At 67.4% G+C, this 23,508-nt stretch carries 18 protein-coding genes and 1 CRISPR repeat array; of the genes, 5 read left to right on the top strand and 13 right to left on the bottom strand.

The genetic code is table 11. The features are described from left to right. Window positions 1–108: 108 nt before the first annotated feature. Together ACYQ2W_RS14895 and ACYQ2W_RS14890 are read right to left on the bottom strand one after the other, a co-directional pair. Window positions 109–531 (bottom strand): hypothetical protein, encoded by a 423-nt coding sequence (locus tag ACYQ2W_RS14895; RefSeq protein ID WP_459868709.1) that lies wholly within the window; start codon window positions 529–531, stop codon window positions 109–111. Between the two features lie 79 nt (window positions 532–610). Further along, on the bottom strand, window positions 611–1,738 hold the full coding sequence (locus ACYQ2W_RS14890) for a hypothetical protein (RefSeq protein WP_459868706.1): 1,128 nt from the start codon (window positions 1,736–1,738) through the stop codon (window positions 611–613). 390 nt (window positions 1,739–2,128) lie between these two features. Between ACYQ2W_RS14890 and ACYQ2W_RS14885 the strand changes: the two genes are divergently transcribed. Further along, window positions 2,129–3,232, top strand: a complete 1,104-nt coding sequence (locus tag ACYQ2W_RS14885; protein WP_459868703.1) for a class I SAM-dependent RNA methyltransferase — start codon at window positions 2,129–2,131, stop codon at window positions 3,230–3,232. Window positions 3,233–3,244: 12 nt separating this feature from the next. Here the strand turns inward: ACYQ2W_RS14885 and ACYQ2W_RS14880 are convergent, their stop codons facing one another. Next, window positions 3,245–5,896: a bifunctional diguanylate cyclase/phosphodiesterase gene (locus ACYQ2W_RS14880; RefSeq protein WP_459868757.1), complete on the bottom strand. Its 2,652-nt coding sequence runs from the start codon at window positions 5,894–5,896 to the stop codon at window positions 3,245–3,247. Window positions 5,897–6,285: 389 nt separating this feature from the next. On the opposite strand from ACYQ2W_RS14880, the gene ACYQ2W_RS14875 reads away from it, so the two are divergent. Further along, a complete protein-coding gene (locus ACYQ2W_RS14875; RefSeq protein ID WP_459868700.1) occupies window positions 6,286–6,735 on the top strand; it encodes a bacteriohemerythrin in 450 nt (149 codons plus the stop codon). A 118-nt stretch (window positions 6,736–6,853) separates the two neighbouring features. On the opposite strand, the gene ACYQ2W_RS14870 is transcribed toward ACYQ2W_RS14875, so the two are convergent. Continuing rightward, the gene (locus ACYQ2W_RS14870) at window positions 6,854–7,282 is read right to left on the bottom strand and encodes an FKBP-type peptidyl-prolyl cis-trans isomerase (RefSeq protein WP_459868697.1); all 429 of its coding nucleotides are present in this window, start codon (window positions 7,280–7,282) and stop codon (window positions 6,854–6,856) included. Window positions 7,283–7,663: 381 nt separating this feature from the next. Between ACYQ2W_RS14870 and gorA the strand changes: the two genes are divergently transcribed. Beyond that, complete coding sequence (gene gorA / locus ACYQ2W_RS14865) at window positions 7,664–9,013, top strand: glutathione-disulfide reductase (protein ID WP_459868694.1); 1,350 nt, start codon at window positions 7,664–7,666, stop codon at window positions 9,011–9,013. A gap of 193 nt (window positions 9,014–9,206) precedes the next feature. Further along, on the top strand, window positions 9,207–10,670 hold the full coding sequence (locus ACYQ2W_RS14860) for a cobyric acid synthase (protein ID WP_459868691.1): 1,464 nt from the start codon (window positions 9,207–9,209) through the stop codon (window positions 10,668–10,670). A gap of 458 nt (window positions 10,671–11,128) precedes the next feature. On the opposite strand, the gene ACYQ2W_RS14855 is transcribed toward ACYQ2W_RS14860, so the two are convergent. The 4 genes from ACYQ2W_RS14855 to ACYQ2W_RS14840 all read right to left on the bottom strand — a co-directional run bounded on the left by ACYQ2W_RS14855 (window position 11,129) and on the right by ACYQ2W_RS14840 (window position 13,293). Continuing rightward, window positions 11,129–11,662 (bottom strand): REP-associated tyrosine transposase, encoded by a 534-nt coding sequence (locus tag ACYQ2W_RS14855; protein ID WP_459868688.1) that lies wholly within the window; start codon window positions 11,660–11,662, stop codon window positions 11,129–11,131. Between the two features lie 302 nt (window positions 11,663–11,964). Continuing rightward, window positions 11,965–12,279: a hypothetical protein gene (locus ACYQ2W_RS14850; protein ID WP_459868685.1), complete on the bottom strand. Its 315-nt coding sequence runs from the start codon at window positions 12,277–12,279 to the stop codon at window positions 11,965–11,967. Between the two features lie 136 nt (window positions 12,280–12,415). Beyond that, window positions 12,416–12,916 (bottom strand): GlcG/HbpS family heme-binding protein, encoded by a 501-nt coding sequence (locus ACYQ2W_RS14845; RefSeq protein WP_459868682.1) that lies wholly within the window; start codon window positions 12,914–12,916, stop codon window positions 12,416–12,418. 113 nt (window positions 12,917–13,029) lie between these two features. Further along, a complete protein-coding gene (locus tag ACYQ2W_RS14840; RefSeq protein WP_459868679.1) occupies window positions 13,030–13,293 on the bottom strand; it encodes a hypothetical protein in 264 nt (87 codons plus the stop codon). Between the two features lie 373 nt (window positions 13,294–13,666). Here ACYQ2W_RS14840 and ACYQ2W_RS14835 point away from each other — a divergent pair, with 373 nt between their 5' ends. Beyond that, window positions 13,667–13,954, top strand: coding sequence for a hypothetical protein (locus ACYQ2W_RS14835; RefSeq protein WP_459868676.1), 288 nt, complete (start codon window positions 13,667–13,669; stop codon window positions 13,952–13,954). A gap of 270 nt (window positions 13,955–14,224) precedes the next feature. After that, window positions 14,225–15,787: direct repeats of the CRISPR family, unit length 36 nt; unit sequence CTATTCCCCGGTTTTTTGCCGGGGCCTCATTGAAGC. Between the two features lie 1,204 nt (window positions 15,788–16,991). Here ACYQ2W_RS14835 and cowN read toward each other — a convergent pair. From cowN to ACYQ2W_RS14810, 5 genes are all read right to left on the bottom strand, one after another. Continuing rightward, window positions 16,992–17,306 carry a N(2)-fixation sustaining protein CowN gene (cowN, locus tag ACYQ2W_RS14830; protein WP_459868673.1) on the bottom strand — a complete coding sequence of 105 codons (315 nt, stop codon included), beginning with the start codon at window positions 17,304–17,306 and terminating at the stop codon, window positions 16,992–16,994. A 76-nt stretch (window positions 17,307–17,382) separates the two neighbouring features. Continuing rightward, window positions 17,383–18,033: a Crp/Fnr family transcriptional regulator gene (locus ACYQ2W_RS14825; protein ID WP_459868671.1), complete on the bottom strand. Its 651-nt coding sequence runs from the start codon at window positions 18,031–18,033 to the stop codon at window positions 17,383–17,385. A gap of 313 nt (window positions 18,034–18,346) precedes the next feature. Further along, the gene (locus tag ACYQ2W_RS14820) at window positions 18,347–20,863 is read right to left on the bottom strand and encodes a hypothetical protein (RefSeq protein WP_459868669.1); all 2,517 of its coding nucleotides are present in this window, start codon (window positions 20,861–20,863) and stop codon (window positions 18,347–18,349) included. Window positions 20,864–21,301: 438 nt separating this feature from the next. After that, a complete protein-coding gene (locus ACYQ2W_RS14815) occupies window positions 21,302–22,045 on the bottom strand; it encodes a class I SAM-dependent methyltransferase (RefSeq protein WP_459868667.1) in 744 nt (247 codons plus the stop codon). A gap of 143 nt (window positions 22,046–22,188) precedes the next feature. Further along, window positions 22,189–23,337: a phospholipase D-like domain-containing protein gene (locus ACYQ2W_RS14810; protein WP_459868665.1), complete on the bottom strand. Its 1,149-nt coding sequence runs from the start codon at window positions 23,335–23,337 to the stop codon at window positions 22,189–22,191. Between the last annotated feature and the right edge of the window lie 171 nt (window positions 23,338–23,508).

Genomic DNA, 23,508 nt, shown 5'->3' with positions numbered 1-23,508 from the left:
ATTCGAGGAGAATAGTGAGCTATTTAACGAGGATTTTCGGAAAAGTGGGGCCGCTCTCCCGCTTTCGCAGCCGATTCATCCTAAGTCCGACAGGCTCCTAGTAGTCTGTCAAATGCCAAACGCAGGGCTGCCCGCGCCGGCGCAGGCAAAAAATGAGAACCCGGCGACATCCACTTCTTCGTTGCGCACACCACCGGAAAGGTCACGGCCGCCGACCTTGGCGGTGGAGGTCGGTACCTCGGCAACGGCGTCGGCACGCGGGCAAAAGGAGGGGGAGAACCCCAACTCCAGCAACGACAATCGCGCGCCGTTGAAGGTGACGAACCCCTCGTGGGTCACGTGCTGGGTCTCACCGGCATCGGCATCGCCCTCCACCTCCCCGTGACTCCCCGACATCATCTGCGCCAGACGGATTCCAAGCCAGTCCAGCTCGAACTGCGCCTCCGCCACCACCACTCCCATCGCCCGGATCATCTCCGGATACGGGACATCGCGCAGATCCTGCCCGATGATTCGTTTTCCCAAGCTCATGGTTCAGCCCTCCCGGCTATTTCAGCTTCTCGAACACTTCATCTATCCGTCCTACCCGGACGAACGACGCGGAAGTTCCCTATACCGACACCACATCGGCCTCGACGCCGGCCCGCCTCAGCTCTGCCTGGAGCCATAACGCCTGAGCTTCGCCGAAACTGCCGCGCACCCTCCCCCCAGCCGCCCCCGCCGCGGCGACTTCCGGGGAGAGCCCTCCCACCGTGCGCAGCAACCGCGCCACCACCTTCGAATCGCGCGTTGCCGGCAGCTCCAGGGCGAAGCGCCGGAAGGCGAGCAAGTGAACCGATGCCTCCGCACCCAACCCCGTCAGTTGCGCCACCGCCTCCATCGCCACTCCACGCGCGACGCCGCGGAGCAGCACCAGCGGCAAGCGGGAGGGGGCCTGCTCGGCCACCTCCCGGGGCATCCCGATCACCTCCGCCAGGTAGGCATAGAGCGCCTCCGAACCCTCCACCCGGTCGAGGCTGACGTCGAAACGCTGGAAATCATGACTCAGCAACCGCAGCGGGACGGCAATCCGCTGGAGGGGGGGCCACACCCGCCGAGCGGTCGACCAGTCGAGACCCGCGGCGATCAGCGCCCCCTCGTCGGCCACCTCGGCCACCCCGCCATCGGTTAGCACACGCGCCACACCGGCCCGCATCGCGGGCGGGGCTTCGCCGATGAAGAGATCGTAGAGCGCCTCCTGCGGACGGGAGACGTCCACCTCCACCCCCAGCGCGGAGAACCGGCGGGAAAGCGCCTCCACGGTCGCCGCGGAGACCGCGCCCATCAGCAATGCCGGTGAGGCGCAGACCAGCTTGCGCCCCTCCTCCAAGGAGCAGCCAAGCAGCTCCGAGACCAGCGCCGCCACCTCCCCGAGGCGCGCCGGATCCCGTACCGAGAGCGCCAAGTCGAACGCCCCCTCCCCTGGCTCGAAGGGGGCCTCGCAATGCAACGGCTCCACCACCACTCCGGTACGGCGTAGCAGCCCCGCCATCGCCTCGGCCACCTCCCGCTCCAACCCGTCGGCGAGGATCGACGGGGCTCGGTAGAGCAGGGAGGCGAGCTGTGCGGGAGGGAGGGAGGAGATCCGGCGGAGGGTGGGAATCAACGCCGCAGAGGCGTCGCCGATCGAATAGATCGCCAGCCGCCACTCTCCCTCTGGCGGACCCTCCACGGCTTCTGCGACGCGTCCCTGCGGCATGCGAATCGCTCCTTTATCGGAATGTGCTAATACTCTATCGAAAGCGCCCAACAGATAACAATCGGGGGATCGATGATTTTTCTGTAGGAAATAAAATACGCAATTTCCACGGATTTTCCTACGCGTATATACGTAAAATTTTCATGAAACCCAAAATGCCTCCTCCTTCGGCGGTCAGGGATATCACGACTCATCGAACACTGAAGACGCCACCTCCCGAGCGCAGACGGGTCAACGATCATGGGCGACCGTTGAACCACCCCGGACGCTGAAACTCGGGTAAGGTGTGCCGACGCACCGGTCGGCGCGTGGTGCGCCTCGTACCTCGGCACACCCATTTCCGCGTACGTTCACGGTAAAATCACCCATTCCACCGCCCCCTTGGATCCGATGCCCGCACCGCTCCCCCCCGGCTGCAACCCCGACTGTCCCGGCTGTGCCCACCGTGGCTGGGGGCGGGCGGCCAGCGAAGAACAGAAGACGGCGTGGCTCCGGCGACGGCTGGCACCATGGGCCGAACGGCTGGCGCCGCTGTGCGGGGTGGATGAGGAGACGGAACGCTGGGGCTATCGGGATCGGGCGACCCTGTCGGCGGAGTGGGACGGCCGGGCGTGGCGGCTGGGGCTGATGCGGCGCGACGGGCTGATCGCGATCCCCGACTGTCCGGTCCACTCCCGGCGAGTGCGACGGACCATCCGGTGCCTGAGCCTCGCGCTCCCTCCGGCGGATGCCCTGCCGCTGCTCTTTTTCGTCCAGTCCGGGGCGCAACTGGCACTGGTGGTGAAACGGGCGACGCCCCCCGACGTCGGCTGGATGACCCCACACCTGGAACGGGCGCTACGCGCCGCCGGGGTGGAGGGGATGTGGCTCCACTGTTTTCCGTCCGCCGGGCGGCGCAAGCTCTTCACCAAACGGGGTTGGCATCTGCTGTGGGGCGAACCCCGTTCGCGGGACGGCAGCGGACTGTGGCACGGCCCAGCGGCCTTCCAGCAGCTGCTCCCCACCCTCTACCGGACCGCCCTGGATGAGGCGGAGCGTTTTTTCGATCCGCAACCGGGAGATCAATTGATCGACCTCTACTGCGGCGGCGGCTCCTCCCTGGCCCGCTGGTGCCGGCATGGCACGAGATGCATCGGGGTGGAGCTGGCGGGGGAGGCGCTGGCCTGCGCGGCGCTCAACGCCCCCGGTGCCGAACGGCTGCGCGGCAGTTGCGAGACCCGCCTGCCGCAGCTCCGCCAGTGGCCGGAGGCAGAACGCCGCCGGCTGCTCTATCTCAACCCGCCGCGCACCGGCCTGGAAGCAGCGGTAACCGCCTGGGCGGCCCGCGAGTACCGGCCGGAGCGGATCGCCTACCTCTCATGCAGCGCCGGCACCCTCGCCCGCGATCTGGAGCAGTTCGAAGCGGCGGGATTCCGCGTGGAGCGGATCACCCCCTACGACTTCTTCCCCCAGACCTACCACGTGGAGACCCTGGCCCTGCTGAAGCGGGATTGAGATGGCGGAGTACTAGTTGGCCACCCGCAGCGGGGCGTTCTCCCCGGCGAGCCATTCGCGCAGCTCCCCCTCGGGGATCGGCTTGCAGAAGAGGAACCCCTGCGCCTCGTCGCACCCCATCCGGCGCAACTGCTCCAACTGGCCGTGGGTCTCCACCCCCTCGGCCACCACCCGCATGCCGAGACTGTGGCCCATGGCGATGATCGCCCGCACGATCGCCTCGTTCTGCGGCTTCTCCCCCAAGCCGTTGACGAAGGAGCGATCGATCTTCAGGGTATCGATGGGCAACCGGCTGAGGTAGCTGAGCGAGGCGTAGCCGGTGCCGAAGTCGTCCAGGGCGATGGAGACCCCCAACGCGTGGAACTGGTCGAGCATGCCGGCCGCCTCCTCGAAGTTCTCCATCAGCAGGCTCTCGGTGATCTCCAGCTCCAGCTGATGGGGCGCGATGCCGCCGCGCTCGATCAGCTCCCGCAGCGCACCCACCAGATCGCCGCGACGGAACTGGGCGGCGGAGAGGTTGACCGCCATGCGTAGCGGCCCGTCACCCAGCGAGGCGCGGAAACCGATCGCCCGCTCCAGGATCCACAGGCAGACCTCGACGATCAGCCCGGTCTCCTCCAGCAGCGGGATGAAGCGCCCGGGCATCACCAGTCCCAGCGCCTCGTTGTCCCAGCGCAGCAGCGCCTCCATACCCAACGGCTCGCCGTCGGCGATGGCCACCCGCGGCTGATAGACCAGGAAGAACTCCCGCCGCGCCAGGGCGTGGCGCAGCCGCCCCTCCATCTCCAGCCGCTCCTCCACCCAACGGGACATCCCGGCGGTGAAGAACTGATAGAGGTTGCCGCCCCGCTGCTTGGCCTGATACATGGCGGTATCCGCGCACTTCAACAACTCCATCGGCGCGGCGGCGTCCTGTGGATAGAGGGCGATGCCGATACTGGTGCCGATGAACAGCTCGTGGGAGCCGATGCGGAACGGGGCAGTGAGTGTATCGATCACCTTCTCGGCAACGGTGGCCGCCTCCTCCGTGTGGGCGAGATCCTCCAGTACCACGGTGAACTCGTCGCCGCCGAGGCGCGCCACCGTATCCCCCTCGCGCAGGCAGCCGGTGAGGCGCCGTGCCACCGCCTGGAGCAGCTTGTCGCCGGTCTCGTGGCCGAGGCTGTCGTTGACCGCCTTGAAGCGGTCCAGATCGAGGAACAGCAGCGCCACCAGATGGTGGTGTCGGTGGGCGTGGGCCACCGCGTGCTCCACCCGGTCGAGCAGCAGGGTGCGGTTGGGCAGGCCGGTCAGCTCGTCGTGGTGGGCGAGGTAGTCGAGGCGCTGCTGGATCTCCACCCGCTGGGTGATGTCCTTGCCGGTGGCGACGAAGTGGACCATCGAGCCGTCGCTCTCGCGCAGCGGGGTGATGGTCTTCTCCTCGTAGTAGAGTTCGCCGTCCTTGCGCCGGTTGACGAAGACGTTGCGAAAGCTCTCGCCGGCGAGGATGGTGCGCCACAGCGCCTGGTAGAACGCCTCCTCGTGGCGCCCCGACTTGAGCAGGTTGTTGTCGCGGCCGACCACCTCCTCACGAACGTAGCCGGTCATCTCCTCGAAGGCGTGGTTGACGTAGGTGATCACCCCCTCGGCGTTGGTGATCACCACCGAATCGCCGGTCTGCTCCACCACCTGGGTGAGCTGCTCACGCTCGATGATCTCCCGATGGAGCCGGAGGTTGGCCTCACTCAGCTCGGCGGTACGCCGCTCCACCCGCCGCTCCAGGTCGTTGTGGGAGAGGCGCAGCGCCTGCTCGGCCAGCTCACGGCCCGACTCCTCGCGGCGGATCAGCGCCAGCATGATCAGCGAGATCACGACAAATCCGGCGAGCACCCCGATCCCCCGCGACACCAGCCGCTCGGTCAAGGCCGTGCGCAACCCCGCCGAAGGGAGGTCCGCCACCCGCCATTCGGTCCCCTCCACCGGCATCGAGGAGACGATGTGGCTCACCTGCTCGGCGCTCAGCCGCTCCGCCCCGGCGAGGCCGTCACGGCCACCGCCGGCGCTCACCTCGATCATGTGCTCACGGTCCCCGTTGAGCAGGAACAGGCGGTGTCCCGGCACCTGGTTGCGGGCCAGCACCTCGGCCAGCAGCCGCGGATCGAAACTGACGTGGAAGACCCCCAGAGAGTCGTCGGCGAAACGCCACGGCACCTGCACGTCGAAGTGATAACGCTCCGCACCGGGGTGGAGCGCCAGCCCCTGCTGCCGGTAGTTGCGGACGAAGCGCCGGATCTCCTCGCGGCAGCGCTTCCCCACCCTCACCCCGTCGGGGTCGGTGAGCACCTCGCCGTCGGCGTCGGCCAGGGCAAAATCGATGAAGCCGGGGAAATAGTGGGCGATCTGGGCGGAGACGATCCCCTGCAACTCCTCGTCGTCGGGGTAGTCGGCGATGGTGCGAAAGAGCCCTTCGTTCTGGTCGGCGAGCATCTGCAGGCCGTTGCGGATGCCGACGAACAGCATCCGGATCTCGCTGGCCGAACTCTGTACCGAGTGCTCGCCGATCCGCTCGTGATAGGCGGTGAACGCCCCCAGGCTGCGCCCGCCGCTCCATACCAGCACCGCCGCGGCCATCACCAGGACCAGCACGGAGAAGAGCAGCGGATACCCCATCAGGCGCGCGCGCATCGGCAACCCAAGACTCCCTTGTTCCCTGTTTCGGGTCACCCGCCCCACCGCGCGGACGACGACCTCGCCTCGAATGACCGCCGTTTCCGGCAGCCTGACCGGAACAGAATAAACCGGTGACCTGCGCGGTCAACCACTTCACTTTATTAACGTTTTCTAAAGGTTAGCGGAGATTTCACCGCCACCACACCAAGCTGTAGGAAATACCCCAGGATGTGCAGGAAAAAACCTACGTTTGTGTAGGAAAAATACCCGGTACAATATATTAATTTACTTATACAATAACGTTCCAATGCTCCACAAAAAGGTAAACTATTCTTGTAATATAAGAAGTTACGAAATATTCGGCGGCATATTCGGCGGCGCCATTGACCGCCAGGAAGAAAACGATGAAGAAGAGCTACACCCTGCGGGCCGAGGCCCACTTCGAGAGCGGCGAGGTCGATGCCCAGCACCGTCAGCTGACCAAGGCGATGAGCGACCTGCGTCGCCGCATCGACCGGTACGACGACGCACGGGCCGCCGAGGAACTGGAGGAGTTCATCCAGTACCTGAACTCCTACTTCCTCTACCACACCTTCACCGAAGAGAAGCTGATGTTCGACAACCAATACCCCGGCGACGCCTACTTCGAGCACCAGCGGGAGCACAAATCGATCGTCCTCGATCTGCTCAAACTGATGGAGGGCGAAACCCCGCGCAACCACCTGCGGATCACCGCCACCGCCCCCAAGGAGCGCGCCCGGCAGCTGATCGACGGCTTCGAGCAGTGGCTACACCGCCACATCGAGGACCTCGACCGCAAACTCCTGGAGTTCCTGCGCACCAAAGGCGCCTGAACGCGCCCGACAAAAAAAGGACCCGCAGCAAAGCCACGAGCCCTCTTCACCCAATGCTCCCTTTTCCCCCTCCACTCCCCCCCGCCGCCACTCCGGCGCAAGGGGGGAAAAGGGAGCGTCAGACGATCTCCACCAGCTCCAGGGCGAAGGTGAGATCCTGCCCCGCCAGCGGATGATTACCGTCGAGGGTCACCGACTCGTCGTCGAAGGAGACCACGGTGACCACCACCGGCTGGCCGTTGGGCGCGGCGGCCTGCAACTGCATCCCCTCCTTGACCTCGATCTCCTCGGGGATGGCGCTGCGCGGCACGGCCTGAATCGCTTCGTCGATCCGCTGCCCGTAGGCCTCGTCGGCGGGAATGGTGACGCTCTTGGAATCGCCCACCGCCATGCCGGTCACCGCCGCATCGAAGCCGGGGATCACCTGACCGCCACCGATGGTGAACTCCAGCGGATCGTTCCCCTGGGAGGAGTCGAACTGGCTCCCGTCGCTGAGGGTGCCGGTATAGTGGACGCGAACCGTATCGCCGCTCTTTGCCTGACTCATAATTGCTCCTTCCATTTGTGGGGAGGCTCCGCTCCCCGGTTTTCGTGGAGAGCCCCGAAGGCCCGCGCACTCGCACGAAGGCGGTACCGACGAACCAGAGAACAAGCGTTCGAGACGTGAGTGGGTATTGTAGACCATCGGCGTCGGAGATCGCGTATCAGACGTCAGGACGATGCCCGGGCCGGATTTCACGTCAACGCGTCCTTTAACCCTATTTTCCATCCCGGCCCCTTTCCCAACCATCGGCACGGCGGCGAGTCTTCGGGAAGGGTATCCGCACCCCTGCCCCCGCAGCTTCCGCTCACGTCGCGGCGGTGGCAGCGAACCACCCCCGGCGGGCATAATGGCGCCCCTTCGCCCCAACGACTGCAGAGGTGTCCCATGACCAAACACTACGACCTGATCGCCATCGGCGGCGGCAGCGGCGGCCTGTCGGCGGCGGAGCGCGCCGCGATGTACGGCAAGCGCGCCGCGGTGGTGGAGATGAACAAGCTGGGCGGCACCTGCGTCAACGTCGGCTGCGTGCCGAAGAAGGTGATGTGGAACGGCGCCCAGGTCGCCTCGGTTCTCAAGGAGGCGAAGGGCTACGGCTTCGACGTCACCGTCCACGGCTTCGACTGGAAGACCCTCAAGGCGGGCCGCGACGACTACATCAACGGCATCCTCGACTGGTACGGCAGCTACCTCAAGGACTCCGACATCGACCACCTCCAGGGGCGCGCCAAATTCGTCGGTCCGAAGACCCTGGAGGTGAACGGCGAGCGTTACAGCGCCGACCACATCGTCATCAGCCCCGGCGGCGAGCCGGTCGTCCCCGAGGTCCCCGGCGCCGAATTCGGTATCGACTCCAACGGTTTCTTCGAGTTGGACGAACTGCCCGACCACGTCGCCATCGTCGGCTCCGGCTACATCGCGGTGGAGATCGCCGGCCTGCTCAACGCCCTGGGCTCCAAGGTGACCCTGATGCTGCGCGGCCACCAGGTGCTGCGCCACTTCGACTCGATGCTGCGCGAGGGACTGATGGAGGAGATGCTGGCCGACGGCATCGGCATCCTCTCCGAGGTGCACATCGCCGCGGTGGAGCGCCAGGAGGACGGCGCGCTGTGCATCCGCACCCGCGGCGGCGAGTGCCACAGCGGCTACGACCAGCTGATCTGGGCGGTGGGGCGCCGCCCGCTGACCGATAATCTGGGCCTGGCAGAGGCCGGCGTCGAGGTCGACGAGCGCGGCTTCATCCCCACCGACGAGTACCAGAACACCAACGTCCCCGGGGTCTACGCGCTGGGCGACTGCACCGGCCAGATCGCCCTCACCCCGGTGGCGATCGCCGCCGCCCGCCGCCTCGGCGACCGCCTCTTCGGCGGCAAGCCGGAGCGCAAGATGGACTACGACAACGTCGCCACGGTGGTCTTCAGCCACCCGCCGATGGGCACCGTCGGCCTCTCCGAGGAGCAGGCGCGCAAGGAGCACGGCGACGCGGTGAAGATCTACCAGACCCGCTTCACCCCGATGTACCACGCGCTCTCCGGCGGCCACACCAAGATCGGCATGAAGCTGGTCTGCGTCGGCGCCCAGGAGAAGGTGGTGGGGTGCCACATCATCGGCCCGGGGGCCGACGAGATGCTGCAGGGCTTCGCCATCGGCGTGCGCCTCAACCTGCCCAAGCGCGAATTCGACGACACCGTCGCCATCCACCCCACCGCCTCCGAGGAACTGGTCACCATGCGGTGACGGGGTTCTGATTGAGGCGCTGAGAAGGAACGCGGAGGACGCAAAGACGCAGAGAAGAACACAGATATTGCTTGGTGTAGGAGCGGCCCCGAGGCCGCGATTCTTTCAGAACATCGCGGCTGCTCCCACACCAGCAATCGATCTCTATCTCTGCGTTCTCCGCGCCTCTGCGTCCTCCGCGTTTCAAGCACCCATGCGTACAAGAACCCTGATGGTCCAAGGCACCACCTCGGACGCCGGCAAGAGCGTGCTGGTGGCCGGGCTGTGCCGCGTGCTGAAACGGCGCGGGGTGAAGGTGGCGCCGTTCAAGCCGCAGAACATGGCGCTGAACAGCGCGGTCACCGCCGAGGGCGGCGAGATCGGCCGCGCCCAGGCGGTGCAGGCGCAGGCCGCCGGGGTCCCACCCCACACCGACATGAACCCGGTGCTGCTCAAGCCCAACACCGACGTCGGCGCCCAGGTGATCATCCACGGCCAGCCGCTGGACACCATGGACGCCCGCGCCTACCACGACTACAAGAGCGTCGCCATGGCCGCGGTGCTGGAGTCCCACGGCCGCCTGCTGGAACAGTACGAAACCATCGTCGTGGAAGGGGCCGGCAGCCCCGCGGAGATCAACCTGCGCGACCGCGACATCGCCAACATGGGCTTCGCCGAGGCGGTGGACTGCCCGGTGATCCTGATCGCCGACATCGACCGCGGCGGGGTCTTCGCCCATCTGGTGGGGACCCTGGAGCTGTTGAGCGCGAGCGAGCAGGCGCGGGTCGTAGGCTTCGTCATCAACCGCTTCCGCGGCGATCTCTCGCTGCTCCAGCCGGGCCTCGACTGGCTGGAGGCGCGCACCGGCAAGCCGGTGCTCGGCGTGCTTCCCTACCTCCACGGGCTGCACATCGAGGCCGAGGACGCGGTGCCCCGCGAGCGCCCCGCGGGGGGCGAGGGGCGGCTCAAGGTGATCGCCCCGGTCACCCCGCGGATCAGCAACCACACCGACTTCGACCCGCTGCGCCACCACCCGCAGGTGAGCTTCCACTTCGTCGGCCCGCGCGAGCCGATCCCCGCCGCCGACCTGATCGTCCTGCCCGGCAGCAAGTCGGTGCGCGCCGACCTCGAGTGGCTGCGCCACCACGGCTGGGAGCCGGCGATCCGCCGCCACCTGCGCTACGGCGGCAAGCTGATCGGCATCTGCGGCGGCCTGCAGATGCTCGGCCGCGCGGTTCACGACCCGCTCGGGCTGGAGGGGCCCGCCGGCAGTCTGGAGGGGTTGGGACTGTTCGACTACGAGACCACGTTGCGGGAGGGCAAGCGGCTGGAGCAGGTGGCGGGGTGGCTCAGCCTGGAGGAGGTGGCGGTAACCGGCTACGAGATCCACGCCGGGATCACCGAAGGCCCCGCCCTGGCCCGCCCCGCGGTGCGCCTGGTGGGGCGCGACGACGGCGCCCTGTCGGCAGACGGCCAGCTCCTCGCCAGCTACCTCCACGGCCTGTTCGACAAGCCGCAGGCGTGCGACGCGCTGCTGCGCTGGGCCGGCCTGGAGAACCCCGAGACCCCCGACTACGAGGCGCTACGGGAACGGGAGATCGATCGCCTGGCCGACGCCATCGAGCAGCACCTGGACCTCACCCGCCTCCCCCTCTCGCTACCACGCTCCGCGTGGTAACCAGCGCTTCTTTTCCCCCGCCCGTCCTCCCGCTCCTCGTTACCACGCTCTGCGTGGTAACGCGCCACCCCGACGCTCTGCGTCGTCCCCCGGCAACCGACGCAGGACGCAGAGCGTCCAAGGTGACCGGTTACCACGCGGAGCGTGGTAACCAGAGGTTCTTTTCCCCCCTTCCCGCTCCTCGTTACCACGCTCCGCGTGGTAACGCGCCACCCCGACGCTCTGCGTCGCCCCCCCGGCAACCGACGCAGGACGCAGAGCGTCCAAGGTGACCGGTTACCACGCGGAGCGTGGTAACCAGAGGTTCTTTTCCCCCCTTCCCGCTCCTCGTTACCACGCTCTGCGTGGTAACGCGCCACCCCGACGCTCTGCGTCGTCCCCCGGCAACCGACGCAAGACGCAGAGCGTCCAAGGTAACCGGTTACCACGCGGAGCGTGGTAACCAGGGCTTGCAGGCCTTACCAATCCCGACAAACCGGCAGCAGCCCCTCCTCCCCCGCATAGACCCGCGCACTCGAATAGCGCCAATGCACCGGATCGTCCACGTACCCCCGCCGCACCGGGTTGTAGTGGATGTACTCCAGCTTCTGCCGCAACATCTGCGCATTCTGGATCAACTGCGGACGGCTTCCCTCCTGCCAGACCTGATGGTCCCGGTCCCCCAAACGCTCCGCCCGCACGGTGCGCAACAGACGCAACGTCTCCCGCTCCCCCTTGCGCTGGAGCAGCTCCACCACCCCACGGGCGGTAAACGACTTGAAGGCACGCAACTCCCGCGAAAGATCCCCCGCCGAGGCGACCAGATGGAGATGATTCTCCATCACCACGTACCCGTAGAGACGCAGGCGCGCCCGGGCGTGGAGCCAACCGAGGGAATCGAAGATCAATGCCGCCGCCTCGGGACGGGCGAACAGCGGCAGCCAGCGAACGATGGTGCAGGTCAGGAAATGGGGCTGGTCGGGGAGGGTGATACGGTAGCGGGTGCGTCCCATCGGCGTCGGCCTGCTTCCTTGGCGAAGAACAGGTCCGAGTCTAGAACCAACGACCGAGACACACAATAAGACAGACGAAAAACAACACAAAAAGTAACGAATGACGCGGAGCGTCCAAGGTGACCGGTTACCACGCGGAGCGTGGTAACCAGAGGTTCTTTTCCCCCGCCCTCCCTCCTACTCCTCGTTACCACGCTCCGCGTGGTAACGCGCCACCCCGACGCTCTGCGTCCTCCTCCGCCAACCGAAACCGGACGCAGAGCGTCCGAGGCAGCCGGCTACCACGCAGCGCGTGGTAGCCCTCAGTCGCCCTCCCGATCGACGATACCGAGGGAGTGCTTGCCGTGGAGCCGCGTCGGGTCCCCCTCCAGACTCGCCATCATCGCCCCCATCTCGGCGATGTTCTCCATCACCGTATCCAGCCCCTGGGCGTCGTTGAGCAGCAGCAGCGCGGGGGTCCCCGACTCGGAGAGGGTCAGGTCGTGGCCGAATTCGCCGACCCGCACCTCCGCCAGCTCCTTCACCCCCACCACCACCTGGGTCTCGTCGTCCCAGGCGATCACCTCCAGCTCGGGAGGCAGGGCACTCAGCTTCTCGATCAGATCCGCGACGTTCATGTCGGAACTCCGGTGTTTGGAGATGGGTTGAGGGTTGGGGGCAAAGGTAACAGGGATCCCCCGGGAGTGCCATGAAACGGTAACGATAAAAAACGGGCGCCGCCAGGCGCCCGAATCCACGCCGCGGCGCGGCGCGCTACATCCCCATCTCCAGGTCGGCGGCCACCGCGTCGATCCCCGCCTGGGCGCACGCCTCGTCGATCTCGCCCCCTGGCGCGCCGCTCACCCCGACCCCGCCGAGGAAGACGCCCCCCGCCTGGACCGGCAGGCCGCCGGCCGAAACCAGCAACGGCTCGTGCTTGCCCACCCCGTAGGAACCGGGGAAGCGCCCCACCAGGGCGGAGGTGGCGGCCATGAAGGACATCGCGGTATAGGCCTTCTTGCGGCTGATGTCGATGGTCAGGTCGGGGGCCAGCACGTCACGCAGCATCACCTGCGGATTGCCGCCGCGGTCGACCACCGTGACACCGATCTGGATCCCCTTGGCCCGACACGCCTCGATCGCCCCCTTGGCGATGGCCAGCGCCGTCTCCATGGTCATCCGCTGGATGCTGACCACCATCCGCTCCTCGGCTTGGGCCGGCGTGCCGGCGACGACGGCCAGGCCCAGCAGGGCGGCAAACACTCGTTTCTTCATCGCAATCACTCCCCTTGTCCGTTGTTCGTGTAGGGGATTGATACCAGATCGGCGGCGGGGGGCCCAGTAGGGAGAACCCGCACAGCCGGTGCCCCGCCGCCCGCGGCGCCGGCTCAGCGGGTCGACGGGGCGTCGGCCTCCTCGAACCCGCGGACCACCGCCGCCACCTCCGGATGGGACTCCAGGGCCACCTGGACCGAACGCAGCGCGGCCGGCAGCCCCACCCCCAGCTTCCACGGCACCTCCGCCCCCAGCTCCACCGAGGCGAGCACCTCCAGCAACGAACAGCAGACCGCCGCCGTCTCCCCCAGGGTGGGGCGGATCAGCGGATTGACCGCCCCCCCTGCGCCCGACACCACGCCAATCTCCTCCGTCATCCCATCCCCTCCCATCGGGCGGGCGCTGCCGGTTGCAGCGCCCGAGTCCATACCAATGCCGGTGCCACCGGAAAGATCGCGGCGGGCACATCCGGCCCCAGGCAACCAAAAACACTAACATTGTTATCCGGTCATGACTTTTACGCAATACAAAGACATTGATTTGATCTCCACGCATTGATTAGGCCCTGCCACGAAATCACGCTTGACGCATCAATCAAGGGATTTTTGCGTAAAAGACATGAGCAAGCGTGACGACAAGAGCCACCCACTCCACTTTCACGTAGCCTCTCGCCTTCAATTGGCACGCGAACTGGCGGGCCTTCCGGGGCAGGACAAGATGGGAGCAATCGCCAGCGTAGAGGCCAGCAGCATGAGCCGCATGGAGAGCGGCGAAAACATGATCAACGTGGTCCAGCTCTACCGCCTCGCGCGAGCCTATGAACTCCCGATCTCCTGGTTTTTTGAAGAGTTTGACGAACCACCGGATGAGCGGGAGCGCATCCGCGCCATCCTGCAGAAGGAGCCGGGGGCGTGGAGCGCGGCCAGCTGCGACGAACGGGAGGCGGGGCTGCTCGCCATCTGGCGCGCCCTGCCCGACGACGAGCACCGCCGCCGGCTGCTCAACCTGATGGAGCTGCTGGTCCACGCCCGTCCGTGACGGCAGGCCCCTTGCCCGCCGCCGCGGGATCGGCCACCATGGAGCGGCGCGGCGGCCCGATCCGCCCCGCCGCGGTTTTGCGAGCGGTCCAGTGGTGCCGGATTTCCGGGGGGACCGCTCGCAAAATCGCAGCTCTTTGAAAAACGGAAAGAAAACAGCACCTGCCAAACGGCTGGAAGGGGTCAAATCTGTGGATAACTTTTTCGCCCACAGGGACCGCTCGCAAAACGGGCCTGAAACCCTTGCGCCACAAGGGCTCCAAACGGGTCCCTATTCCCCGGTTTTTTGCCGGGGCCTCATTGAAGCGAGCAGGTTGGTGCCGTAAATGTACTTCTTGGGGACCTATTCCCCGGTTTTTTGCCGGGGCCTCATTGAAGCGCGATTCTCGTAGAGGTGACCAACGATCAATTTCAGCCTATTCCCCGGTTTTTTGCCGGGGCCTCATTGAAGCACCCATGATTTTGCGAACCAGTCGGTCACCGCCGTTTCTATTCCCCGGTTTTTTGCCGGGGCCTCATTGAAGCGGATTCTCAGAAGATATGTCTAATGTTTTAATGTCGGCACTATTCCCCGGTTTTTTGCCGGGGCCTCATTGAAGCGGCCACAGGCCGCGTGGTTGCTGCGTTTCCGCTTGCCCTATTCCCCGGTTTTTTGCCGGGGCCTCATTGAAGCGCCGTCTTACCGATCTCGCCACCCCTGACCGCCTCCGCTATTCCCCGGTTTTTTGCCGGGGCCTCATTGAAGCAACTGGAGGTTGGGCACCCGGTGCATCGGGCCGGCGGCTATTCCCCGGTTTTTTGCCGGGGCCTCATTGAAGCACGCCATCAAATCTATTACTCGTTACAGATATACCATCTATTCCCCGGTTTTTTGCCGGGGCCTCATTGAAGCTCGGCGGTGTCCTTCATAATGTCGGCCATCTTGCCGCTATTCCCCGGTTTTTTGCCGGGGCCTCATTGAAGCACGCCTTCCAGCAGCCGCTTTCGCCTGAGCAATAAACTATTCCCCGGTTTTTTGCCGGGGCCTCATTGAAGCTGGTGTCCGATCATGCGGGCCAGGTCGAGCACGTCGAGCTATTCCCCGGTTTTTTGCCGGGGCCTCATTGAAGCGCACCTCCGGCGACGAGGGCACCGCCGACCTCCTCGGCTATTCCCCGGTTTTTTGCCGGGGCCTCATTGAAGCATGAGCCGTCCGATGCGTTGGGTGTGGTGCTGCTGCTGCTATTCCCCGGTTTTTTGCCGGGGCCTCATTGAAGCCAGGCCCATCGGCGCGATGATCGCCGCCCACGAACGCTATTCCCCGGTTTTTTGCCGGGGCCTCATTGAAGCAGGCGTACCGGCCACGATCAATGGAGAGCCGCACCCTATTCCCCGGTTTTTTGCCGGGGCCTCATTGAAGCGCCTTGGTGAGCTGACCGAGGGTGCGCAGATTGGCCCCTATTCCCCGGTTTTTTGCCGGGGCCTCATTGAAGCGGCTGTGGGACGGTGATGAAGTCGATCTCCACCGCCCTATTCCCCGGTTTTTTGCCGGGGCCTCATTGAAGCTGTAGCGTGGTGACTCTCAGCCCGTCGATGCTCACGTCCTATTCCCCGGTTTTTTGCCGGGGCCTCATTGAAGCATGAGTTGTCGCTAATAACGGGAACCACTAAATCGCTATTCCCCGGTTTTTTGCCGGGGCCTCATTGAAGCCGGATGAGCACGCGGAATAGCGCCACGAATAGCGCTCTATTCCCCGGTTTTTTGCCGGGGCCTCATTGAAGCTGGGTGGAGATGATGCGAATCTTCCCACCCCAAATGCTATTCCCCGGTTTTTTGCCGGGGCCTCATTGAAGCCTCCACCTGACTCAAAGAATCTGGTTATGACGCTCCGCGTCGTAACCACTCTTTGGACGCTCTGCGTCCACTCCGGCGTCTCGGCGGAGTGCCCCATCCGGCACGACGCAGAGCGTCGAGCGGCCAACCGTGACCACGCGGAGCGTGGTCACGAGAGGGGGGAGTGGTTTCTGGTTAGGACGCTCCGCGTCGTAACCACTCTTCCGGACGCTCTGCGTCCACTCCGGCGTCTCGATAGAGTGCCCCATCCGGCACGACGCAGAGCGTCGAGCGGCCACCCGTGACCACGCGGAGCGTGGTCACGAGAGGGAGGGGGATTCTGGTTATGACGCTCCGCGTCGTAACCACTCTTCCGGACGCTCTGCGTCCACTCCGGCGTCTCGGCGGAGTGCCCCATCCGGCACGACGCAGAGCGTCGAGCGGCCAACCGTGACCACGCGGAGCGTGGTCACGAGAGGGGGGGGTGGGTGGTTTCTGGTTAGGACGCTCCGCGTCGTAACCACTCTTTCGGACGCTCTGCGTCCACTCCGGCGTCTCGGCGGAGTGCCCCATCCGGCACGACGCAGAGCGCCGAGCGGCCAACCGTGACCACGCGGAGCGTGGTCACGAGAGGGGGGGTTCTGGTTAGGACGCTCCGCGTCGTAACCACTCTTCGGACGCTCTGCGTCCACTCCGGCATCTCGGCGAAGTGCCCCATCCGGCACGACGCGGAGCGTCGAACGGCCAACCGTGACCACGCGGAGCGTGGTCACGAGAGGGGGGGGTTCTGGTTATGACGCTCCGCGTCGTAACCACTCTTCGGACGCTCTGCGTCCACTCCGGCGTTCCGGCTCTGCGCCCCGCTCAGCACGACGCAGAGCGTCGAGGCAGCCCGTTACCACGCAGAGCGTGGTAACGAGGGGAAACCACACCTTATTCCCCAGCTCTTTGCCGGGGCCTCATTGGCGCACCGGCTCCCGGAAGATTCTCCGCACTCTCCGGCGGGGCGGCCCTTAGGCTGCGATGGAGGCGGAGCAGGTTGCTTCGGTTGCGGATAACGGCGGGAATGGCGGCGGCGCCATCGCGGTCTGAAGGCCACTCCCACAGGCGAGGATGTCACCACGGACCAGTAGAAGTACGTAGGCTGGGTTGAGCGCCGGCGTAGCCCAACGGGCGCCTGGAAGGTCCTCCGCCCCGTATTTGCGCGATGTCTGGCGGGGCCGGCTCAGCAGCACTCCTCTTCGAGCTGCATCAGCAGCTCCAGCGCCTCTTCGTCCTCCCAGGTCTCGAACAGCTCGCGCACCTGGTTGATGTTGGAGTGGATCAGGAACAGGTCGTCGGGGGCGGGGCCGGAGCCGGAACCAGCACCGCCCTGGCGCTTCTTGGTGAAGTACTGCCAGAAGACGTTGTTGCGCTCCGGGATCTCCAGGTGGCGCTCGATGTGCTCCATGATCCGGCGGGCGTTGCCGTCGCAGTCGATGTCGACGAAGGTGATGTAGCGGTCGGTGACCGGCCGGGTGGTGTCGTTGGTGTGGGGCATGGGGCTCTCCTCCGGGTCTATCGCGAGGGGAGAGTGTAGCGGGCCGCACCCCGGCCGTCCGTCGGCCGGCCGACACTCACTCCCGGCGGTAGAGCCCCTCCAGCGCCTCCCGCGAGCGGATCAGCAGGCTGCGCCGCCCCTGGCGCTGGATGATCCCCTCGCGCTCCCACTGGTTGATCAACGAGGAGACGGTCTGGCGGGTGCTGCCGAGCAAGCTGGCAATCTCCTCCATGCCGAGTTCCATCGGCACCTGCCAGCCGTCGTCGCGCCGCTGCCCGCGCCGCTCCACCAGGCCGATGAGGAAGCGCGCGAGGCGGGCGGGCACCTCGCGGAAGGCGAGGTCCTCGATCAGCGTCACGGCGTTGGCCAGCAGCCGGCCGAGCACCCGCATCATGGCCGGGGTGACGCTCGGGTCGGTGGCCAGCTTGCGGGCGAACGCCTCGGTCTCCATCACCCAGATGGCACTCGGCTCGACGCTCTCGACGTAGGTCGGGGTGTGGGTGGTGTAGATGTCGCCGCTCTCCAGGAAGCTCAAGGTGAGCTCGCGGCTCTCGCCGGCGAGATAGACCCGCAGGCGCCCGGAACGGACGATGAACACCTGGTTGCGCGGACTCCCCGGGGCGCTGAGCAGGTGACCTTTGGGCAACGCCTTCAGCTCGAAGCCGGCGAGCAGTCCCTCGGACTCCCGGATCAGGTCGGCGAGGTTGGTGGCGGTGGGCGGGGACATGGTCTGCCCAGTGTACTACCAGTGCTCGGTCTACCTGACAGCGTGGCTGTCCACTGCAGCGCAGAGGGGAGCGGAGATCTTCCGAGCGAGCGTTGGGTGAGAGGAAGCCGGGAGTGGCATTGAGGTGTACGCGAGCGTTCAGACGCGCTGCCCTCGTTTGACACGGCGCCCACGGGGCGCCGTGTCAAACGAAACTGCCACCGATAAATTCACTCCGCGCGAGCGAACGAAGAGCAAGCGCCTTCCACATCGGCACAGGACCAGGAGGCTGCCGCAGGATTCACGACGCGGGCGGGAGGGGCCCCAACGGGGTCTACGCCGCCCGCGCGCGCCCGGCGCCAGTGCTGAGGCGCGGGGCGATGGTCAGCAGCAGGTCGGCGGGGTGGATCCCCCGCTCCGCGGCCCAGCGGCGGAACGACGGGTCCTCGCTGAACAGACTCCCCTCGCGGCCGTGGCCGCCACCGGGACGGTCGTAGAGCCGCCACGGCTGGCCGCGGCGGCGCCAGTAGTCGTAGTAGGCGACAAGCGCGTCCAGATCGACCGCGCCCGGCTCGCCGGGGCGGTGGAAGTGGAACAGTTGTGCCAGCTCCTCGACCATGTTGAAGGCGGGCAGCACGCGCGCCTCCAGCGCCTGCGCCACCAGCCGCCCGCCGCGGCCGGCGCGGGCCATCCATGAGAGCCAGCTGATCCAGTGGGCGTCGTAGCGGGTGGATTCGGCGACGCGCAACTGCACCGCCTTCTTCAGCTCGAAGGCGAAGAGGCGATCGCGGTGAGCGTCGCCCTCGCCCGGCCGGCGCCACGGCAGGCCGGGCAGCACCGGGTGGTACTGGTGCAGCGCGTCGCCCAGGGGGATGCCGCGATGGCTGAGCAGGCCGCTCGGGCCGACGATGCAGCCGACCCCGTCGGCACGCTCGCCGTCGCCCCACAGCTTGCGCGCGCACTCCATCAGGGTGGAGTCCTCGAAGCCCCAGCCGGTGAACAGCGCCGAGGGCCAGATCGCCTCCAGCAGGTCGCCCACCCGCCCGGCCCACGAGAGGCCGGGGAAGTGGAAGTTGACCTGCTGGGGCGCGTGATAGTGGCGCTGCAGGCGGCGCAGGTACTCCACCGCGACCCGATCCCCCGGCGGCAGCCGCCACGCCGCCCCGCGGGCGGTCGAGCGCAGCCGGCGGGAGGCGGTGAAGAGGTTGCGCGAGACCTCGTTGGAGAGGCGGTTGCTGAACAGCCCGTCGAGCAATCCGTCGAGGATCGCGGGCGAGCAGCGCCCCTCGCCGTCGAGCAGTTCGCCGAGCACCGCGCCGTTGAGCGCCGGATCGAGGTAGATCCCCTTGGTGACGCCGTGGACGAAGCGCTTCTCGCCGAGGCCGTTGACCACCCGCCGGAAGAAGGCGGGATCGGTAACCGGCACGTCGGCGTCGTGGAGCAGTGCCGCGGCCGCGCCGCCGTGGCGCCGGCGCAGCCACTCCAGGGCGCAGGCGAAGAGGAACTGTTTGGGGAAGCGGCGGTTGCCGTCGCCGCGCAGGGTCAACCGCTCCACGGGGAGGTCGAGGCCGGCGGGCAGCGGCGCCGGCGAGGCACCGTCGGCGGTCACCTCCACCAGCAGCACGGCGACCCGCTGCGACGAGCGGCGGGCGGCACGGTCGATGGAGAGCAGCGTGCGCCGCAGGTTGGCGGCGCGGATTGCGGCGCTCTCCGCACTGGAGGCGAGGCGGGTGGCGGTCGAGATCGGGTTGGCGATCGGGTCGGCGGCGCCGGCGGAGAGGGAGTAGCCGACGGTGGTGACCACCTGCGGCGGCGTCGTCGCCGCCACGGCCAGGGCGGGCTCGCCGCTGTCGAAGTAGGGGATCACCAGGTGGAGGGGCGAGGTCTCCTCCATCTCCGCGGCAGGAACGGCCGGTGCGGAAGGCAGGGCGGCGGCGGAGGTGTCCGCCGCCGCAGGAGCGGCGGTGGCCGGTTTCAGTGGCGCCGGCGGCGCAGGCAGCGCCCGGAACCCGCCGCCGGTGATCCGGTGCTCGCCATCGACGTCGGGCAGGTGGAAACGCAGCCGCTTGCCGCGCAGCTCCGCCCAGTGGCGGGCCACCAGATTGGTCATGCGGTAGTCGGGGTTCTCGTCGGAGAAGCCCGTCATGTGGATCTCCTCGGCGTTGGTGCGCAGCAGCAGGTCCATCAGCGGGAACAACGAGCGGCCGGCGAGCAGGCCGTTGAGGGTCTGGTGGCGGGCGTGGCGATCGCGGTCGAGGCGCAGCGCGATGCGGTACGCCGCGCCCTCCCGCTGGTCGTCGTCGAGGCGGGCGAAGCCGTTGATCACCATCGGCCGGCCGGCGGCGTCGTGGTAGGTGAAGAAGCCCAGCGGGTGGGGCTTGACCGAGTAGTAGTAGCTGCCGCCGCCGGGGTTGCCGAGGCGCCGGTAGTCGAACCGCCGCACCCGCCACCCCTCGCGCCGCGCCGCCTCCTCGGCCGTCGGCGGCAGCGGGTGTTGCGCGTCGAAGGCGGGCAGCGGGCGCCCCTCCTTGCATCCGGGGCAGAGCACTTCCGGGTGGCGGGGAAAGAGGAAGGTCATGCCCGGCTGGCGGGTGTGGGGACCGATCGCGCGCAGCGCCGAGTAGTCCACCGCAAGCGCCACGTCGAGGGCGGGGATGCCGTTGATGGCGGCGTTGAGGCCCACCTTGACCACCGGGCCCGGCGGGTTGGCCAGCTCCAGCGCGCGCATCCCCAGCCGGGCCGAGCCGTAGGCCCAGAGGGTGGCGCCGCCGTCGATGCGCCGGTTCAGTTCGGTCACCAGCTCGTCGAGTTGCGGGGGGAAGCGCCCCCAGGTCGGTCTGTTCGTCTCCATCCGCCCCTTCCTTCCGAACGGCCGCTTTCGGCCGGGTGTCGTGATATGCAATTCCTCGGAAGGGAGATCGATAGCAAACACTGGTTTGAATGTCTTTCGGGAATTTCCCCGGTCACCATAAGGGAACTCGAATCACCGACGAGCGGTGTCGTTTTCGGGGGCGACACCGCCGGGCGCACGAAAAAACGGGGCCGCATCGCGTTGATGAGCGGGGCGTCGTGGAGGTGAACCTCGTCTCCACGCCCTGCGTGGAGACGCCGGGGACGGCATGCGTCCGGAGGGGGGGGGCGGGGAGAGGACTTCGGACAGCGGACGGGGGGTAACGCGGGGCGTCGCAGTGGGGGCGTGCCGGCAAATGCGTTGCCTCGCGGGGTTACCACGCGAGGTTACCACGCGGAGCGTGGTAACCAGGGGCATCCGGGGCGGCTGCCCGACGGGCTATCCCTCTTCCCGCATGGCCGGCGCAGCGAGGTAGACGTCGTAGCGGGTGGTCTTGCTCTCCACGGTGTGGTTCGGCGGGCGGTCCGCCAGCGGTGGCGCCCCTCGCGGGCGCTTGACCACCACCCGCTTCGCCGCGCAGGCGAGGGCCGCCGCCAGCAGACGGTCGGCATCGGGGTCCTCCCCCACCAAGTCGCGGAACAGCCGCATCTCCTTCTTCACCAGGGCGCTCTTGTCGCGGTGGGGATACATCGGATCGAGGTGGACCACCTCGAAGCGGCCGGCGAGCCTCGCCATCGCCTCGACGGCATCCTCCTCGACCAGCGCCATTCGCACCACCACCGCGGCGGCCTCGGGATCGTTCTGCGCCCGCCGCAGACCGTCGCGCAGCAGCGCGGCGACCACCGGCGAGCGCTCGACCAGGGTCACCGCGCAGCCCAGGGAGGCGAGCACGAAGGCATCGCGGCCGAGGCCGGCGGTGGCGTCCAGCACGCCCGGTGCCGCCCCCTTCCGCAACCCCACCGCCTTGGCGATGGGCTGGCCGCGGCCGCCGCCGTGGCGGTGGCGATAGCCCACCTTGCCACCGACGAAGTCGGCATACACCGGCCCCGGCGCCTTGGGGGACACACTCCTCAGTTCCAACCGCTCGCGGGAATAGAGCAGCAAGTGTGTGAATTCGGAAGTGGAAGAGTTCACGCGGAGATCGCAGAGAGAAGACGCAGAGAGCGCAGATGGCTCCGCCATTCCACCTCTTTTCTGCGCGCTCTGCGTCTTCCCCTCCGCGAGCTCTGCGAGAGATTCTTCTCTTAACACGGGCAAGCCGAGCCGCTCGGCCAGCGCCGCCGCCTCGGCGATCCGCGCGGGGTCATCACAGCCGACCGCCAGCCTCACGGCGGTGGCGTCCGTCGGTCGATCCAGCGATCGACCCGCCCCCAGAACCACTCCAGCAGCCGCCCCCAGCGGGAGCGGCGGCGCCACTGGTCGCAGTCGATCTCACGCGATTCCGCGAAGTCGCCCTCGAACAGTGCGGCCAGCCCGGCGGCGAAGGCGGGGTCCTCCACCTCCTGGTTGGCCTCCAGGTTCCAGCGCAGGGTCCAGCGGTCGACGTTGGCCGAGCCGACCGCCCCCCAGTCGTCGCAGAGCAGCAGCTTCTGGTGCATGAAGCGGGGCTGGTACTCGAAGATGCGCACCCCGTCGCCGAGCAGCCGGCCGTAGAAGCGGCGCCCGGCGTGGCGCACCGCCGGATGGTCGGTGAGCGGGCCGGGCAGCAGCAGGCGCACGTCGACGCCGCGGCGGGCCGCCCGCTTGAGGGTGCGCCTGAGCTTCCAGGAGGGGGCGAAGTAGGCGGTGGCGATCCACACCCGGCGCTCGGCGCTGCGCGCCCGCTGGATCAGGCAGCGCAGGATCTCGTTGCGCACCCCGCCGCGGGTGTGGGCGACCCGGCCGAGCTGCCCCTCGCCGGTGCCGCGGGGCGGGTCGACCAACCCCGCCGGCGGCACCCCGGCCCAACGCGCCCAGTTCTCGGCGAACAGCCGCTGCCACGCCCCCAGACAGGGGCCATGCACCTCCACCATGGTCTCCCGCCACGCTGCCGCGCCGGCCGCCTCGCCGAGGAATTCATCGGTGATCCCGGCGCCGCCGACGAAACCCACCTCGCCGTCCACCAGCAGCAGCTTGCGGTGGTCGCGATAGAAGTTGCGGCGGATCGAACCGTAGCGCAGCGGGTTGTGGATGGCGATCCCGACCCCGGCTGCGCTCAGCGCGGCACGCTCCCGCTCCCCCAACCGCCGGCTGCCGAACCCGTCGAGCAGCAGGTGGACCGCCACCCCGCGGCGGGCGGCATCGGCCAGCGCGGCGACGAAGCGCCCGGCCACCGTACCCGACTCCATCAAGTACATCTCCAGCAGCACGTAACGCTCGGCGCCCGCGATCGCCGCCAGCATCGCCGGGAAGAAGCGCTCGCCGTCGGCGAGCAGGCGGAAGCGGTTGCCGGTGCGCCAGCGCAGGCGGGCGCAGGAGGTGGAGGTCGGGGGCATGGGGTTACATTGGGGGCACGGAATCAATGGGGCGAGGCTTCAAGCCGTCGGTCACCAACGCTCGCTCCTGTGGGAGCGGAGTGGTACGCATCGGTTCGATCGGCGGCACAAACGGAAACGGCGCCCGGCTTCCGCATCCTGCTCACACCAACCCCCTACATCCCTACAGGC

The sequence above is a fragment of the Endothiovibrio diazotrophicus genome, from assembly GCF_054657215.1.
This window is presented reverse-complemented; position numbering and strand designations above follow the sequence as displayed.